At 66.4% G+C, this 17,825-nt stretch carries 5 protein-coding genes and 2 pseudogenes; 6 read left to right on the top strand and 1 reads right to left on the bottom strand.

The window, feature by feature from the left end; all coding sequences use genetic code 11:
- Window positions 1-516: 516 nt before the first annotated feature.
- The 6 genes and pseudogenes from ACSQ89_RS18040 to ACSQ89_RS18015 form a co-directional block, all read left to right on the top strand.
- A complete protein-coding gene (locus ACSQ89_RS18040) occupies window positions 517-2,208 on the top strand; it encodes a ShlB/FhaC/HecB family hemolysin secretion/activation protein (RefSeq protein WP_436296319.1) in 1,692 nt (563 codons plus the stop codon).
- 20 nt (window positions 2,209-2,228) lie between these two features.
- A complete protein-coding gene (locus ACSQ89_RS18035) occupies window positions 2,229-11,558 on the top strand; it encodes a two-partner secretion domain-containing protein (RefSeq protein ID WP_436296318.1) in 9,330 nt (3,109 codons plus the stop codon).
- Window positions 11,559-11,577: 19 nt separating this feature from the next.
- Window positions 11,578-12,201 carry an Imm52 family immunity protein gene (locus ACSQ89_RS18030; protein WP_436292691.1) on the top strand — a complete coding sequence of 208 codons (624 nt, stop codon included), beginning with the start codon at window positions 11,578-11,580 and terminating at the stop codon, window positions 12,199-12,201.
- A 21-nt stretch (window positions 12,202-12,222) separates the two neighbouring features.
- On the top strand, window positions 12,223-14,793 hold the full coding sequence (locus tag ACSQ89_RS18025; RefSeq protein ID WP_436296317.1) for a DUF637 domain-containing protein: 2,571 nt from the start codon (window positions 12,223-12,225) through the stop codon (window positions 14,791-14,793).
- Between the two features lie 75 nt (window positions 14,794-14,868).
- Window positions 14,869-15,861 (top strand): annotated as a pseudogene (locus tag ACSQ89_RS18020) (IS630 family transposase); the annotation flags it as partial.
- Between the two features lie 113 nt (window positions 15,862-15,974).
- Window positions 15,975-16,595 (top strand): annotated as a pseudogene (locus ACSQ89_RS18015) (IS110 family transposase); the annotation flags it as partial.
- 253 nt (window positions 16,596-16,848) lie between these two features.
- Here the strand turns inward: ACSQ89_RS18015 and ACSQ89_RS18010 are convergent.
- On the bottom strand, window positions 16,849-17,823 hold the full coding sequence (locus ACSQ89_RS18010; protein ID WP_436296316.1) for an IS5 family transposase: 975 nt from the start codon (window positions 17,821-17,823) through the stop codon (window positions 16,849-16,851).
- Window positions 17,824-17,825: the final 2 nt, after the last annotated feature.

Below are 17,825 nucleotides of genomic sequence, written 5' to 3'. Positions count from 1 at the left end.
GACCGGTGGATTTTGGCTGTAGCAATGGGTGTGAGTCTGACGTTCAACAATTTCTATCTCAGTAGTACAAATAGAAATCATTATCATTCACATTTATGAGAAATCTTGGAGCCGATCGCTCGATATGGAATGGGAATTCGTTGAGTAGCCCTCGGCAAGGCACGCCAGAGAATGAACAAGAATTTCCATCACATCGTCTTCAACGCGGCTCGCGGGGCTCGCAAAAACCGTTCGCGAACCTATCAGCTCGTGAAGCGGCAGACCTTGAGCTCAGTCTTGGTCCAATAACACGAACGGCTTAAGCAAGATTTCGCTCGCGGTCCGGCCGCTGCGCATTCGGTCACGAAAGCGCGCAGATTCCTTGCGCGCCGGTTGAAGCCTCGACCATGGCCGCCAGAATGCGCGCCTCAACAAGAAGCAAGAAGGTCGGGGCCAGCGATGGTATTCAGGGGAGGTCGAGGGCCACGGGCCCATGAGAAAACGCGCGCCGTTTTTTTGCGGCGCAATGCATGGACGATGACGGTGCTGGGCGCCGCGGCGGCGATGGCGCAAGCGCAGACGGCGCCGCTGCCTTCGGCGCCCAATCCTTTCGTCGAAGAACAGCGCCAGCAGGAGCGCGAACGCGCGCTGCGCCAGCAGCAGGAACGCGCGGTCGACAGCCGCCTGCAGCCCGCGGCGCCGCCCGAAACCCGGCGCCTGGCCAAGGACGAGAGCCCGTGCTTTCGCATCGAGCGCATCGTGCTCGACGGCGAGCTCGCCGAAGACTTCCAGGGCATCCTCGCAGCCGCTGCCGGTGAAGACGGCAGCGACAACCCACTGGGCCGCTGCCTCGGCACCGAAGGCGTCAACATCGTGCTCACGCGGCTGCAGCAGGCCGCCGTCGCGCGGGGCTACGTCACCACGCGCGTGCTCGCGGCGCCGCAGGACCTGAGCCAAGGCACGCTGACGCTCACGCTGATCCCCGGGCGCATCGCCGCCATCCGCAAAGCCTCCGGCAGCGATGCGCGCACCAGCCTCCACAACGCGATCCCGGCGCGGCCCGGCGAGCTGCTCAACCTGCGCGACATCGAGCAGGGCCTGGAAAACCTCAAGCGCGCACCGACCGCCGAGGCCGACATCCAGATCGAGCCCTCCAAGGCCGAGGGCGCGCGCCCCGGCGACAGCGACCTGGTCGTCAAGTACAGCCAGCGCTTCCCGCTGCGCACCACGCTCAGCCTGGACGACGGCGGCACCCAGGCCACCGGCAAGACCCAGGCTGGCGCCACCGTCGCGTGGGACAACCCGCTCGGACTCAACGACCTCTTCTACGTCAGCGCGAACCACGACGCCTTCAACCACAGCGGCCAGGGCACCAGCGGGCAGACCGTGCACTACTCGGTGCCCTACGGCTACTGGCTCTTCGGCGCCACCGCTTCGCGCAACCGCTACCACCAGACCGTGCAGGGCGCCGACCAGGACTACGTCTATGCCGGCGAGTCGGGCAATGCAGAGCTCAAGCTCTCGCGCCTGATCTACCGCGACCAGCGCCGCAAGACCACGCTCGGCCTGCGCGGCTTCAGGCGCAGCGCGCGCAACTTCATCAACGACACCGAGATCGAGGTGCAGCGGCGCGTGACCGGCGGCTGGGAGCTGGGCCTCGCGCACCGCGAGTTCATCGGCCAGGCCACGCTCGACGCCAACCTTGCGTACCGCCGCGGCACCGGTGCCTTCGGCGCGCTGCCGGCGCCCGAAGAAGCCTTCGGCGAAGGCACCTCGCGCTTCAGGCTCGTCAGCGCCGAACTGGGCTTGAACGCGCCCTTCGAGCTCGGCGGGCAGAAGCTGCGCTACACGGGTCTGTGGCGCGGCCAGTGGAACCGCACGCCGCTCACGCCGCAGGACCGCTTCTCGATCGGCGGGCGCTACACCGTGCGCGGCTTCGACGGCGAGGCCAGCCTGATGGGCGAGCGCGGCTGGCTGCTGCGCAACGACATCGGCTGGGCGCTGGGCGCCAGCGGCGCCGAGCTCTATGTGGGCATCGACTACGGGCGCGTGGGCGGTCTGTCGACCGAGCAGCTGGCGGGGCGCCACCTGAGCGGCGGCGTGATCGGCCTGCGCGGCGCCGTGAAAGGCCTGAACTACGACCTCTTCGTCGGCGCGCCGATCAGCAAGCCCGAGGGCTACCGCACCGCCAGGACGACCGCGGGATTCAACCTGAACTTCAGTTTCTGAGCTGGCAAGGAAAGAAGAACATGAACAAACATTTGCACCGGATCGTCTTTAGCGCCGCGCGCGGCATGTGCATGGCCGTGCAGGAAACGGCCATGAGCGCGGGCAAGGCGACGGGGGCGACCTCGGCTGTGGTGGCGACGGGCCTCGCTGGCCTGCTGGCCGTTGCACCGGCGCCGGCGCAGATCGTCGGTGCACCGGGCGTGGCGCCCAACCTGCGGCCCACGGTGCTGGTGGCGCCCAATGGCGTACCCCTGGTCAACATCCAGACGCCCTCGGCGGCGGGTGTCTCGCGCAACCTCTTCAACCAGTTCGACGTTCAGCGCAACGGCGTCATCCTGAACAACAGCCGCACCGATGTGCAGACGCAACTCGGCGGCTTCGTGCAAGGCAATCCGTATCTGGCGACAGGGCCCGCGCGCATCATCCTCAACGAGATCACGAGCGGCAACCCGACGCAGCTGCGCGGCTACGTGGAGGTCGGCGGCCAGCGGGCCGAGGTGATCATCGCCAACCCGGCAGGCATCTCCGTCGACGGCGGCGGCTTCATCAACGCCAGCAGGGCCACCTTGACCACCGGAGCGCCGCAGTTCAATGCGCAGGGCGGGCTCGACAGTTATGTGGTGCGCGGCGGCACCATCAGCATCGATGGGGCCGGGCTCGATTTGAGCCGCACTGACTACGCGGCGATCCTCGCGCGCGCCGTGCAGGTGAACGCCGGCATCTGGGCCAACGAGCTCAAGGTGGTGACGGGGGCCAACCAGGTCTCGGCCGACCACGGCCAGATCAGCCCGACCACGGGCACTGGCCCCACGCCCACCTTTGCGCTCGACGTCGCGCAGCTCGGCGGCATGTATGCCGGCAAGATCACCTTGATCGGCACCGAGGCCGGGCTGGGTGCTCGCAATGCCGGCACCATCCAGGCCGCGAACGGTGCGGGCACGCTGGCCGGCGCCGGTCAGCTCGTCGTCACCGCGGCCGGACGGCTGGAGAACATCGGCACCCTGCAGGCCACGGCCGGTGCCAATCTGAATGCCGACAGCCTGGCCAACAGCGGCCGCATCGCCAGCGGCGGCGAACTCAGGATCGCCACACAGGGCACGCTCGGCAATGCAGGCGGCACGCTCGAAGGCCCGAGGGTCGAGCTCACGAGCGCGGGCGGCGACATCGACAACCGCGGCGGCACCATCCGCCAGACCAGCAGCGTCGGCCTGACGGTGGCGGGGCCGAGCTTGAGCAATACCGCGGGCGGTGTGATCGGTGCGGAGCCGGTTCCCGAGACGCCTGCGCAACCCAACCCCGGCACAGGCACCGGCGGAACAGGCGCCGGCGGCACCACGGACCCCGGCCAGCCGGCCACGGGCGATGGGGGAGGCACCGGCACAGATACCGGCGGCAGCGGCGGCACCGCGCCTTCGCAACCCTATGTCCCTCCCGCCCCCGGCAGCCTCACCGCCGCCGGCGCCATCCTCAACGACGGCGGCCACATCTACGCGGGCGGCCCCATCGCCCTGCAGACCCCGCAGGTCAACAACAACGGCGGCTCGCTCGCGACGACGAGCCTCGCGGCCAGCGGCCCGAGCTTCAGCAATGTGGGCGGCACGGTCAACGTTGCGAATAACTTCAGCGCCAATGTCGATCGTTTCGACAACACCGGCGGGAGCCTGCGCGCAGGCAGCCTGAACATCGTCGCCACCGGCGATCTGATCAACCAGGACGGCAAGCTCGAGAGCAACGGCGATGCGAGCTTGAGCGCCGGCGGTTCGCTCGACAACACGCGGGGCAGCGTCTCCGCCGCAGGCAGCTTGACGGCGAACGTCGCCGGCGCCGTCAACAACACGGCCGGCAGCCTGCTCGCCAACCAGGGCGTCACCCTCAATGCGCAGTCGCTCGACAACAGCAAGGGCAGCATCCAGTCGGCCACTGCCGGCACGCGGCTCACGGTGACGAATCAACTGCAGAACGCAGAAGGCACGATCGGCGCAGCCACGGACCTGTCGGTCCAGGCGGGGAGTCTGAGCAGCAGCGGCTCGCTGCGCGGCGGCAACGACACCACGATCGATGTCGCTGGCGCGCTCATCAACGACGGCAGCATCACGGCCAGGCGCCACACCACACTCACGGCCGGCAGCCTGCAAAGCACCGGCGTGCTCGGCGCCGGCACTCAAGCCGACGGCAAGTACGGCAGCATCGGCGATCTGCGCGTGACGAGCGCCGGGGCACTGGTGGCCACAGGCACCCAGCTCGCCGCGGGCGATGCCGTGCTGCAGGGCGCGAGCATCGATCTGTCCTCCAGCATCACCAGCACCACCAGTGCCGCCAATGTTGCGCTGACCGCCACCCAGGGCAACATCACCACGAGCGGTGCAACGGTCGTCACGCCGGGCACGCTGAGCGTGACCGCCAATGCGCAACCTGGCCAGACGCTGGTCAACGACGCAGGCATCCTCAATGCGGGTCAGCTCGACATCCGCGCCTCGAACATCGCCAACACCCATGGCGGCGAGATCGTGCAGACCGGCACCGGCGCGACCGCCATCGCTACCTCAGGCGCCATCGACAACACCCACGGCCGCATCGCCACCAACGGCCAGGACCTGAGCCTCTCGGCCGCGACCTTCACCAACACCGTCGGCAAGATCGAGCATGCGGGCACTGGCACTCTGAGCATCGCCGGCGGCAGCTACAGCGGTGCCAACGGCCAGATCACCGGCAACGGGGCGCTGGTCGTCAACCTTGCGGGCGCCTTCAACCAGGACGGCGGCAGCACTTACGCCAAGCAGATCACCATCGATGCCGGCGCCTTGAGCAACCAGGGCGGCCAGATTGTCCAGGCGGAGTCGGGCGATACGCGCATCAGCGTGGTGGGTGCGTTGAACAACTACGCCGGCACCATCGCCAGCAACGGCCACACCACCGTCGCCGCGGGCAGCCTGAGCAACCAGGGCGGCATGATCCGCGCGGCCGAGACTTCGAACCTCGGCCTCACAGTCGGCGGCATGCTGGACAACAGCAGCAAGGGCGAGCTCGGCGCCGGCGGCAACACCACGCTGAATGCCGGCAGCCTGAACAACAGCGCCGAAGGGCGTATCACGGCGGTGGGCGATCTGAGCAGCACGACGATCGCTGCCATCAGCAACCAGAGTGGCACCATCGCCGCCAACGGCAACACCACCGTGAACGCCGCCAGCCTGAACAACAACGGCGGCACCGTGGCGGCCGTGGGCGGCAAGCTCCAGGTCACGACCTCCGGCGCCACCACCAATGCAGGCGGCAGCCTGCAGGCCGGCGGCGCCACCGTGCTGAGCAATGCCGGCCTGGACAACAGCGCCGGCAAGGTGTTCGGCAACAGCCTGAGCGTCGATACGCATGGCCAGGCGTTGACCAACGCGCTGGGCACGATCGCAGCCACGACCACGATCAATCTGCAGTCGGGTGCGCTCAACAACAATGCCGGCCTGATCCAGTCGGGCGGCGCGATGACCGTCGACACCCACGGCCAGGCGCTCACGAACACCAACGCGGCGGGCTACGCGACGGGGCAGGGCGGCATCACCAGCGCCGGCACGCTGACGCTGGACAGCGGGGCCCTGAACAACAACGCCGGCTTCATCGGCGCCAAGGATGCGCTGGTTGCCCATACCGGGGCAGTGACCAACGCTGCAGGCGGCATCGTGCTGGGCCAATCGACGGTAGCCATCGACACGCGCGGCGCCACCTACGACAACCGTGGCGGCCAGACCTTGGGCGTGGGCGACCTGAGCATCAACACGGGTGCAGGCGCCATCGACAACACCGGCGCCCTGATCCGTTCGAGCGGCACCACCACGCTCAACGCCGGAAGCATCGGCAACACCGCCACTTCCGGCGCCGAGCAGGGCATCGAAGGCAGGAACGTCGCGATCGCCACGGCCAGTCTGACCAATGCAGCGGGCGCCATCCGCGCAGACTTGAACGCCACCCTCACGAGCGCCGGCAGCATCGACAACAGCGCCGGCGGCCTGATCTCCGCCGGCGATACGCTGTCCGTCGTCGACCCGAACGCAGCGAACCCCGGCGCCAAGACCCTCGCCGTCAAGAACACCGGCAGCACGCTCCTGGCCGGCAAGGCGCTCGCCGTCGATGCCGGCGCGCTCACCTTCGACGGCAAGCTGCTCTCCAAGGGCGACATGCGTCTTGCGCTGAACCAGGACGTCGTGATCGCCGCGGGCAGCGAGACCATCGCCAATCGCAATCTGAGTCTCAGCACCAGCGGCAACATCACCAACAGCGGCCGGCTCGCGGCCGGCAACGAGTTGCGGCTCACCGGCCGCAACATCGACAACACCGCCACGGGCGACATCCAGGGTTACATCACCACCCTGAACGCGAGCGACACCGTGACCAACCGCGGCATCATCGATGGCGTAGTCACACGCATCAACGCGAACACGCTCACCAACATCGGCACCGGCCGCATCTATGGCGATCAGGTCTCGATCGGTGCCGGCACGCTCAACAACCTGGCCGAGACCGTCAACGGCGTGACCAGCGCCGCCACCATCGCTGCGCGCGGGCGCCTGGACATCGGCGCGCAAACGATCAACAACCGCGACGGCGCCCTGATCTTCAGCGACGGCGATCTCGTCATCGGCGGCAGCCTGGATGCCGCAGGCCGTGCCATCGGCGCGGCTGCCACCCTGAACAACAATGCGTCGACGATCGAGGCGACCCGCAACGCCGACATCAAGACAGCGGTGCTCAACAACACCAACGGCGGCGTCAGCTGGACTTTGCAGCCCGGCCCCAGCGAGCACTTCGTCGAATACATGACTCCCGGCAGCAGCCAGCGCTGGAAGGACAGCGAGGTCCTCTTCGGCTTCGGGGGCTACATCCAGTTCCCCGACACCGGCTGGAACGGATGGACCGCAGCGGCTGCATCCAACCCCATCGCGCCCGGCAGCAACGCCAACATCCGGTTGTTGCTGCCTTCGCCCGACTACCCGCTCGAGCGCTTCCGCAGCTACTACCTTCAGAGCCCGGGCAACAGCGCCGATCGCAGCTACCAGACCTGCACGGGCGGCGACGCCAGCGTCTGCGAGACGACGGCCATGCCCGGCGCCTGGTATTCGCGCTCCGACCCCATCTGGGCCACCTTCGGCGTCGCGCCGCCCGCCGAAGACCTTCCGGCTGATTTCATCGGCAGGCTGCATCCCGACATCACGGTGGGCCAGGAGGGCATCTGGGTCTCGAACGGCGCCGAGGTCGCGGAGAACGTGCTCGTGCCCTTCGACCACCCGGTCACCCAGGCCGAGTACGACCGTTGGCAGGCCTACCGCCAGGCCCACACGCGGCTCGACGAGGCCACGCTGACTTTCATCCACACCGTGACGGGCGTGGTGCGGGGACCCGATGGTGACAAGCCATCGCGCCTCTACTCGATCTACGACGCCTTCGACTACACCGTCACCACGTCCACGCCGGTGCTGCAGAGCTCCGCGCCGGCCAGGATCCTCTCAGGCGGCGCGATGAGCATCCAGGTCGGTGGCGGCACCAACGACATGAGCCAGATCCTGGCCGGCGGCGCGCTCAGCGTGACGGGCGGCACGATCGCCAACGTCGGCCTGACGGTCGATGCGCCCACGGTTCAGACCGGCACCGCCGTCCATAGCTACGTCAAGGAACACACCTTCGGCAGCGACGAGCGGCTCTATCAGTTCGCGCCCTACAACCTCACGACAAACAGCACCGCGACCCTCGCGGCGGCACGCCAGGAAGGCCACGTGGCCATTGCCGGCAGCGGCGCTGGCACCGGCGCCTTGACCCTGGGCCAGACCGGCGCGGCAGCGCAGGGCAGCGGCGGCGTGCAGTCCGGCTCGCGCGTCAATCCGATCGTGCAGGTGCCCTCGGCGGTCGACGGCGTGGTGAAGACCCAGGGCAGCACGGCCGGTGCAACAGGCGTCGCCGCCGGCGCTTCCGGCACGGCGGCCACGCGCACGGTCCCCATGGTCGTGCGCACCAGCACGCCCAACGCCACGTTGCCCACCGCGAGCCTGTTCGCCACCCACCCGGAATCGACCAGCCGCTACCTGATCGAGACCGATCCGCGCTTCGCGAACTACCGCAACTGGCTGTCCAGCGACTACCTGCTCAACAACCTCGGGCTGAACCCCAACACCACCCAGAAACGCCTGGGCGATGGCTTCTACGAGCAACGCCTCATTCGCGAGCAGGTGGCGCAACTCACCGGCTACCGTTATCTGGACGGCTATACGAGCGACGAAGCCCAGTACGCCGCGCTCATGAACGCCGGCGTCACCTTCGCCCAGCAGTACGGCCTGAAGCCCGGCGTGGCCCTCACCGCGGCGCAGATGGCGCAGCTCACCAGCGACATCGTCTGGTTGGTCGAGCAGGAAGTGACGCTTGCCGACGGCAGCACGCAGAAGGTGCTGGTGCCCCAGGTCTACGTGCGCGTGCGGGAAGGCGACATCGACGGCTCCGGCGCGCTGCTGTCGGGCAGCAGCGTGGACATGCGCTTCGCGGGCGATCTCACCAATGCGAGCGGCACCATCGCCGGGCGCAACGCGGTGGTCATCTCCGCCGACAACATCCACAACCTGGGCGGACGCATCACCGGGCAGGATGTGGCCGTCATCGCCCAGACCGACCTCAACGTCATCGGCGGCACCATCGATGCCGCCAACAGCCTGAGCGCCATTGCCGGGCGCGACATCAACATCGTGACCACCACGCGCGACTCGCGCAGCAGCACCGGCATGCTGCCGTACTCGGATGCCGCGAGCGGCGTCGACCTCGCCGCCGTCACGCTCGACCGCGTGGCGGGCCTCTACGTCACGAATCCAGGCGGCAGCCTGATGGCGGTGGCGGGCCGGGACATCACCCTCGCGGGTGCCGAGGTGAAAAGCGCCGGCGACGCCAGCCTCTCGGCCGGGCGCGACATGAACCTCGACAGCGTCACCACCGGGCGCAGCGAGGACATCCGCTGGAGCGAGAAGAACGCGCGCGAGGGCCTGCAAAGCCAGGAGATCGGCAGCATCGTCAGCGGCGCCGGCAACGTCAGCCTGCAGGCCGGGGGCGACCTCACGGCCAGGGCCGCGACCCTGAGCGCCGGCGAGACCCTCAGCCTCGACGCCGGAGACAAGCTGACGCTGTACGCCGGCGAGAACCAGGCCAGCGCCGAGACCCGCCACGCCACCAAGAGCGGCATGAGCCACTACAGCCTGGACGCCGACAGCCAGGAGACGACGCTGGCGCGCACCACCCTCAACGCGACGGACATCAAGCTCAGAAGCGGCGGCGACATGACGCTTGGCGCCATCGAGGCCAACGCCGAGAGCCTGGGCCTCCAGGCCGGCGGCAAGCTCAGCCTGCTCACGCAGAGCACCACCAGCGCGATGAGCCAGAAGGAGAACGAAGGCGATGCCGCCTTCGTGTCGGCCTCGGGCAGCGGGCGCGTGGACGAGGCCAGCCAGTACAACCGCTTCAACGTGGCGACCTTGAACATCAAGGCCGATGGCGGCGTGACTGCGCAGATCGGCGAGCGAGACAGCCTCGTCACACTGAGCCAGCAGCCCGGCATGGAGTGGGTGAAGAAGCTCACTGAAGACCCCGCCTTCGCCAACAGCGTCGAGTGGCAGCGGGTGAAGGAAGAGCACGAGAAGTGGGCCTACCACCAGAGCGGCATGGGGCCGGTGGCTGCGGCCATAGTGACGCTGGTGGTAGGGGTCGCGACGGCAGGTGCCGGCACGGCCGTCGCGGGGACGGCGGGTACCGCCGCAACCAGCACCGCCGCAGCCACGGCGGGCACTGGGATGGCCGGTGCGTTGGGCCTGTCGGCCGGTGCCACCACCATCGCCGCAGGCGCGCTGCAGGCCGGCATCACTGCCATGGCAAGCCAGGCGACGATCTCGCTGGCCAACAACAACGGCGACCTCGGCGCCGTGTTCAAGGAGCTGGGCAGCAGCGACAGCATCAAGAACATCGTGACGGCCATGGTCACGGCGGGGGTCGTCGAGGGGCTGGGCAGTACGGTCACGATGGACGTGAACGGCGTGGCGACGCCGTTGAACCAGATCAGCGCGATCAACGGCGCCAGCGGCATGCAGGTACTCGGTCGCAATCTGATCAATGGCACTGCTCGAGCGCTGGTTGGCACCGCCATCGACGGAGGTAGCCTGGGGGACAACCTCACTCAGAGCATCGCTACGGCGTTCCTCAATACCGGCGCAGCCTTGAGCGCTACCGCCATCGGAGCGAACACCGCGCCCGGCAGCTTCGCGAACTTTGCGGGACATGCCATTGCCGGCTGCGCGGCGGGCGCCCTGCGTGCTGACAGCACGGGCGGCTGCGGCGCCGGCGCCCTTGGTGCCATGCTTGGCGAAGCCACCATGCTCATGCTCAACGGAGATCGGACGGCCGAAGACATTCTGGCCAACGGACCTGCTCCGGGCAGCCTCGAAGTGGCCAGCCTTATGAGTGGCCTGGGGGTCGCTCTGGCAGGCGGAGACGCCAACTTGATCTACATCGGGGCAGGCGCCGGAGCGAACGCAGCCGAGAACAACGCGGTAGGCCAGTTGCAGATGCTGGCCCAGCATTCCCAGCGCTTCGGTCAATCTGGCTGGCAGGCCCTGAGCGCTGCCGGGCAGGCGGCGATCTTGCGGTGTGCCTCCTCCCAATGGTGCGCCTCGCTGCCGTTGATGGCTGCAGCGGTGAGCTACGTCAACAGCGCGCAGTTCGCGGCCAACCAGCCGTCGCTGGCGGACCAGATTCCGACGGGGTATGGCGCGGGCGTTGTACCGGTGATCGAAGGCTCTACCAGCACGCCGGCAAACCTTCAGCAAGAGGGGAGCAGCACGGCCACACCTGGAACTGCGCTGAGCAATTCGGGGACGCCTGGATATAACGCAGCAGAGCCGTGGATAGGGGATACATCCACCACCGTGCCCAACAACGCACCGCTGAGTGATTCAATCATGATGAGCCAAGCTAGGTGGGTGCCGGTCAACGAGTCAATGTCCCCGCAGGCTCGGGCTTATCAGACTCAAATTACCGGTGTGTCAGGCCAAGCGTATGTGGTCAATGGCGTTAAGTTCGATGGAGTCAGCAGCGATGGGACGTTGATTGACGCGAAGGGACCCGGTTATGGGAACTTCGTTTCTGGAAACGGACAATTTGTGCCTTGGTTTTCTGGCGAAGCAGCTCTTGTCGATCAAGCCGAACGGCAGAGCAGGGCCGCTAACGGCACACCTGTTCAATGGACCGTTGCGGAGCCGTCAGCGGCAAGAGCGATGCAAAATCTTCTAGATAGCCGAGGCATCAAGGGGATCAACGTAGTGCACGTTCCACCAAAATGAACGCGAGTGAGGACAGAAGATGGAATTTTATTTTGCAGGTGCGTACTGGGGAGACCGGCGGGAAGACCTGGCCGAGTGCGTCACGCGCACTCGGCTTTTCCTAGCTTCTCTGGCGACAGTTAGCGGCGATTTTTTGGAATGGCGTGCCAAAGGGGTAAGCCGAAAAGCTGCGCTGAGCAATCCGTCGATTTCATCAACCTCCGAAGAAGCGCTTACACAGCTCTTCGCGAAAGGGCGCAATCGCAAGGACATCGGAAACGAAGTGATCGAAGAGCTAGGGTTCGGAATTGCTATGTGGAACGGCCTTCCCGACGCCCGGGTAGCGTCGCTGTCGATCGGGTGCGGAAAATACGCCACCATTGGATCGAGCAACGTGGTGATGCTCGGCCTCCCACCGAGCTTCGACGTCAACTCAGCAGACATGATTGCGAAGTTAATGACCGCAATGGTCGGGCCGTGGGATCCAGAATGGGCAGTGGTTAGCTCTCAAACGGCGCGCAACGCGCAGCGAGAACATAAACCATTCCTTGACAAGGCCCTGTACGTGCGATCAGAAGCAGCGCTTCCACCAGATCTGCCAAACGATGTTGTGGCCAGCGCTCTGGAGCGTGGGCGCCTTGTAATGCCTGCAGCGGTAACTTGATCCTGGCGACCAACATTCGGAGTGCCCCCCATCGTCTGGCTGGTCGAGCAGGAAGTGACGCTTGCCGACGGCAGCACGCAGAAGGTGCTGGTGCCCCAGGTCTACGTGCGCGTGCGGGAAGGCGACATCGACGGCTCCGGCGCGCTGCTGTCGGGCAGCAGCGTGGACATGCGCTTCGCGGGCGATCTCACCAATGCGAGCGGCACCATCGCCGGGCGCAACGCGGTGGTCATCTCCGCCGACAACATCCACAACCTGGGCGGACGCATCACCGGGCAGGATGTGGCCGTCATCGCCCAGACCGACCTCAACGTCATCGGCGGCACCATCGATGCCGCCAACAGCCTGAGCGCCATTGCCGGGCGCGACATCAACATCGTGACCACCACGCGCGACTCGCGCAGCAGCACCGGCATGCTGCCGTACTCTGACGCCGCGAGCGGCGTCGACCTCGCCGCCGTCACGCTCGACCGCGTGGCGGGCCTCTACGTCACGAATCCAGGCGGCAGCCTGATGGCGGTGGCGGGCCGGGACATCACCCTCGCGGGTGCCGAGGTGAAAAGCGCCGGCGACGCCAGCCTCTCGGCCGGGCGCGACATGAACCTCGACAGCGTCACCACCGGGCGCAGCGAGGACATCCGCTGGAGCGAGAAGAACGCGCGCGAGGGCCTGCAAAGCCAGGAGATCGGCAGCATCGTCAGCGGCGCCGGCAACGTCAGCCTGCAGGCCGGGGGCGACCTCACGGCCAGGGCCGCGACCCTGAGCGCCGGCGAGACCCTCAGCCTCGACGCCGGAGACAAGCTCACTCTCTACGCCGGCGAGAACCAGGCCAGTGCCGAGACCCGCCACGCCACCAAGAGCGGCATGAGCCACTACAGCCTGGACGCCGACAGCCAGGAGACCACGCTGGCGCGCACCACCCTCAACGCGACGGACATCAAGCTCAGAAGCGGCGGCGACATGACGCTTGGCGCCATCGAGGCCAACGCCGAGAGCCTGGGCCTCCAGGCCGGCGGCAAGCTCAGCCTGCTCACGCAGAGCACCACCAGCGCGATGAGCCAGAAGGAGAACGAGGGCGATGCGGCCTTCGTGTCGGCCTCGGGCAGCGGGCGCGTGGACGAGGCCAGCCAGTACAACCGCTTCAACGTGGCGACCTTGAACATCAAGGCCGATGGCGGCGTGACTGCGCAGATCGGCGAGCGAGACAGCCTCGTCACACTGAGCCAGCAGCCCGGCATGGAGTGGGTGAAGAAGCTCACTGAAGACCCCGCCTTCGCCAACAGCGTCGAGTGGCAGCGCGTGCAGGAGGAGCACGAGAGGTGGGCCTATAGCCAGAGCGGCATGGGTCCGGTGGCTGCGATCGTGGTGAGCGTGGTGGTCGGGGTAGCGACGGCAGGCGCAGGGACGGCCGTGATGGGCGCAAGCGCAGCAGCCTATCCCGCCACGACGGTGGCCCTGCAAGCAGGCATCACGTCCATGGCAAGCCAGGCGACGATCTCGCTGGCCAACAACAACGGCGACCTCAGCGCCGTGTTCAAGGAGCTGGGCAGCAGCGAGAGCATCAAGAACATCGCCACGGCCATGGTCACTGCGGGGGCGCTGCAAGGGCTGAGCAGCTCGGGCATCCTGCCGGACAACCTCGTCAACGCAACCAACGGCTCGGCGCTGTTCACGGATCAACTGCAGCGCCAGTTGATCGACGGGGTGGCCAGCTCACTGGTGCGCAGCGCGATCAATGGCACCAGCCTGGAGGACGAACTCCAGTCCGGCCTTGCCACTGCCATCCTGAATACGGTGGCGGCCCAGGGGGCGTTTGCGATCGGCACGGCCGGACCGCAGGGCAACCAGCGGCTCAATGCCTTCACTGCCGAGGTGGCGCATGCGATCCTGGGGTGTGCGGTTGGAGCAGGTCGCGCCAGCGCAGGTGGCGGCAGCGCGGCAACTGGTTGTTCAAGCGGTGCCGTCGGCGCGGTGGTTGGCAATCTGGCAGCGGACTTCTACGACCCGAATCGTCTGCTGGACAGCGCAAGCGTTTCGGGGTTCAGCCAGACGATGGCGGGGCTCGCGGGGCTACTGGTGGGCGGTGATGTGAGCAGTGCGTACATTGCGGCGGCCGCAGGCGGCAATGCCGTCGACAACAATCGGCAGCTGCATCCGGAAGAGCGAACCTTGGCGCATAGACTGTCGCAGCAGAGCGGCGGGCGCTACACACCTGAGCAGATCGAGGAGCAGATGCGATTGATGGGCAACAAGAATCGAGGCGTCTCGGCCAACACATTGGAGCACTGGGATGTGGCAACGCAGCCCGGCTACAACGCCGATCCGGGATTATCCGTGCGGGCAGTGCCGGGTACGACGCAAGTCATCGAGGTGGCGGCACGACCGGACTGGGAAATCCAGCAATACATCGTCTCGAGCACGACCACTGGTGGCGGCACCAATGGCGTGCCGCCGTGGACACCCTACACGCCGAGCCGGGGCGGAACTGCTCCGATCAATCCACCGGATGCACCGACTGCACGGTTCGCAAATGGGGACTACAACAGTGCGGCAGGGCTGGGAAACACGCAACCTGCAGGCAGCCTAGTGTAGTGTTTGATTCTTGAGGGAACGTAAGTGAACTGCTCGCCTCCAATGCTCTACTACGGTTTGCATTGGAGCGAGCAAGTGCGAGTTGCCCCGACGATTGAATTGACGACAGAGCAGGAAATCGAGTTGACGCGGCTGGTGCGCTCCAAGCGCACCAGTGTCAGACTGGCGCAGCGCGCGCACATTGTTCTGCTGGCCGCGCAGGGCCTGCAGAACAAGGACATCGCCGAGCAGCTTGGCATCGGGCGCGTGCAGGTCGCGCGCTGGCGCGAGCGCTACCTGGAATCGGGGCTGCAGGGCATCGAGCGCGATTTGCCGCGTGGCGCACCGCCGGTGAAGGTGGACGCGGCCAAGCTGGTGCAGCTGACCACGCAGACCACGCCCGAGGCCGCCACGCACTGGAGCACACGCAAGATGGGCGAGGTTCTGGGCGTCAGTGCCAGCACCGTCATGCGGCATTGGCAGGCGCATGGGCTCAAGCCTCACATCGTGCGCGGCTTCAAGGTCTCGCGCGACCCCAAGTTCGTCCAGAAGCTCGAGGACATCGTGGGGCTGTACATGTCGCCACCCGAGCATGCGCTGGTGCTGTGCTGCGACGAGAAGAGCCAGGTGCAGGCGCTGGACCGCACGCAGCCGGGGTTGCCGCTGAAGAAGGGGCGCGCGGCCACCATGACGCACGATTACAAGCGCAACGGCACCACCACCTTGTTCGCCGCGCTCAACGTGCTGGACGGCCAGGTCATCGGCCAGTGCCAGCAGCACCACACCCACATCGAGTGGCTGAAGTTCCTGCGCCAAATCGATCGCGAGACGCCCAAGGACAAGACGCTGCACCTGATCGCCGACAACTACGCCACGCACAAGCATCCGGCCGTGCAGGAGTGGCTGGCCAAGCAGCCGCGCTTCAACATGCACTTCACCCCCACCTCGGCGTCGTGGCTGAACATGGTCGAGCGCTTCTTTCGCGACATCACCACCGAGCGGCTGCGCCGAGGCGTGTTCACCAGCGTGCCCGAACTCGTCGCTGCCATCGATGAGTACGTCGTACATCACAACACCAACCCCAAGCCGAATGAAAGGGGCCTCCCCATCCCGATCAAGCCGCTGCGTATTGCGGCTGCCGGCAACACAGTGCCACGATGGGGGTGCGAAGCTCCATCAACTCACTCGGAAAGGGGAAGCCCATGACGATTTTGTACGTTGGCATCGATCTCGCCAAGAACGTTTTTGCTGTCCATGGTGTGAACGAAGCCGGCAAGCCCGAGCTCGTGTGTCCGAATGTGGCGCGCACCAAGTTGCTCGAGTTGATCGCGGCGCTGCCACCCTGCGTGATCGGCATGGAGGCGTGCTCCGGTGCACACCACTGGGCGCGTCTGTTCATGGCCCACGGTCACAGGGTGCGCCTCATGGCACCGAAGTTCGTCAGCCCGTATCGCCTGTCCGGCAAGCGTGGCAAGAATGACGCGGCCGACGCGGCAGCGATCTGCGAAGCGGTGCAACGGCCGAATATGAGATTCGTGCCGATCAAGAGCCTGCAGCAGCAATCGCAACTGAGCGTGCACCGCGTGCGCCAGGGATTCGTCGACCAACGCACTGCAACCATCAACCGGATCCGCGGGTTGCTCGGCGAGTTCGGTGTCGTGCTGCAGCTGAAGGCATCGACCGTGCGCAGCCAAGCCATGGCGTGCCTGGAGGATCTGCCCGGGTGGAGCAATACGGTCATCGGCGATCTGCTCAGCGAATTGACTCGGCTGGACGAGCGCATCGCGCTCTACGACCGGCACATCGCGCAGATGGCGCGCGAAGAGGGATGCACGGCCTTCGATCTCTTTGCCTCCCATGTCGCAAAACTGCTTGCGCAGAGTGCGCATGTGAAGCTCAACATCGCCTTAAGGCAACGCTGATCAAGCAGCCGATCTCGGCCATCCAGTATGTCGATGGCGCGAGATGCATGAATTGAGACGGTTTTCGCAGGTTGTGCGCGAAATCGGGGCAAGATCCAGCGCACTCTGACCCAGTTCGGGCCGCTTTGCGAGCCGCGGGCTCGCTCGATGCCCCTTATGGGCGCACCTGCTCATACAGTACTCCGCGTGCGAGATAGATGTTGGCCAAACCGAGCGCGACGAACGAGCGCGTGGCGTTCTTGCTCAGGCCGCGGTAGCGCACCTTGTCGAAGCCCCACAGGCGCTTGACGACGGCGAATACGTGCTCGACCCGGGCTCGCACCTTGGACTTGATGCGGTTGACCATGCGCTCGAGTTCCTCGGTGACGCTGCCCTTGCGGACCTTCTGGTTGGTGAAGTCCGCGGCCCCCGGCGCCTTGCCCTCGATCAACTTCTTCTGCGAGGCATAGGCGCAGTCGCCGTAGACCCGCTTCTCTTGGCCGTGCAGAAGGTCGGGCAGCGGATGCTTGTCGTGCACGTTGGCTGCCGTGACTACCGCGCTGTGCGCAAGACCCGTCTGGCTGTCTACGCCGATGTGCAATTTCATGCCGAAATACCATTGCCGCCCCTTGCGGGTCTGGTGCATCTGCGGGTCGCGCTTCTTCTCCTTGTTCTTGGTGGAGCTGGGTGCGCCGATGATCGTGGCGTCCACAATCGTGCCGGTGCCGACATTCAGGCCATGGACCTGCAGCACCTCGCCCACCTTGGCGAATAGCGCTTCGCCCAGCTTGTGTTTCTCCAGCAGGCGGCGGAACTTCAACAACGTGGTCGCGTCGGGCACTCGCTCTCGGCCCAGGTCTATGCCAACGAATCGGCGCAGCGCCGTGCTGTCCAGCAACGCGTCCTCGCACGCTGCATCGGCCAGGTTGAACCAATGCTGCACGAAGTACATCCGCAGCATCCGTTCCAGTCCCACCGGAGGTCGCCCATTGCCGGCCTTCGGGTAGTGCGGCTCGATGACCTCGCACAATGCAGCCCACGGCACGATCTGCTCCATCGTCGCCAGGAACATGTCGCGCTTCGTTGGCCTGCGGTAGCGCTCGTACTGCACGTTCTGATCAGCGGCCATAGCCAGGGTCTGTTGCTTCATGT

It is taken from the genome of Variovorax sp. LjRoot175 (genome assembly GCF_964253805.1).
Classification (GTDB): domain Bacteria; phylum Pseudomonadota; class Gammaproteobacteria; order Burkholderiales; family Burkholderiaceae_C; genus Variovorax.
This window is presented reverse-complemented; position numbering and strand designations above follow the sequence as displayed.

What these genes read in the sequence shown, in the direction of transcription:
- ACSQ89_RS18040 (WP_436296319.1), top strand. Translation starts at nt 517, where the DNA reads ATGACGGTGCTGGGCGCCGCGGCGGCGATGGCGCAAGCGCAGACGGCG.
- ACSQ89_RS18035 (WP_436296318.1), top strand. Translation starts at nt 2,229, where the DNA reads ATGAACAAACATTTGCACCGGATCGTCTTTAGCGCCGCGCGCGGCATG.
- ACSQ89_RS18030 (WP_436292691.1), top strand. Translation starts at nt 11,578, where the DNA reads ATGGAATTTTATTTTGCAGGTGCGTACTGGGGAGACCGGCGGGAAGAC.
- ACSQ89_RS18010 (WP_436296316.1), bottom strand. Translation starts at nt 17,823, where the DNA reads ATGAAGCAACAGACCCTGGCTATGGCCGCTGATCAGAACGTGCAGTAC.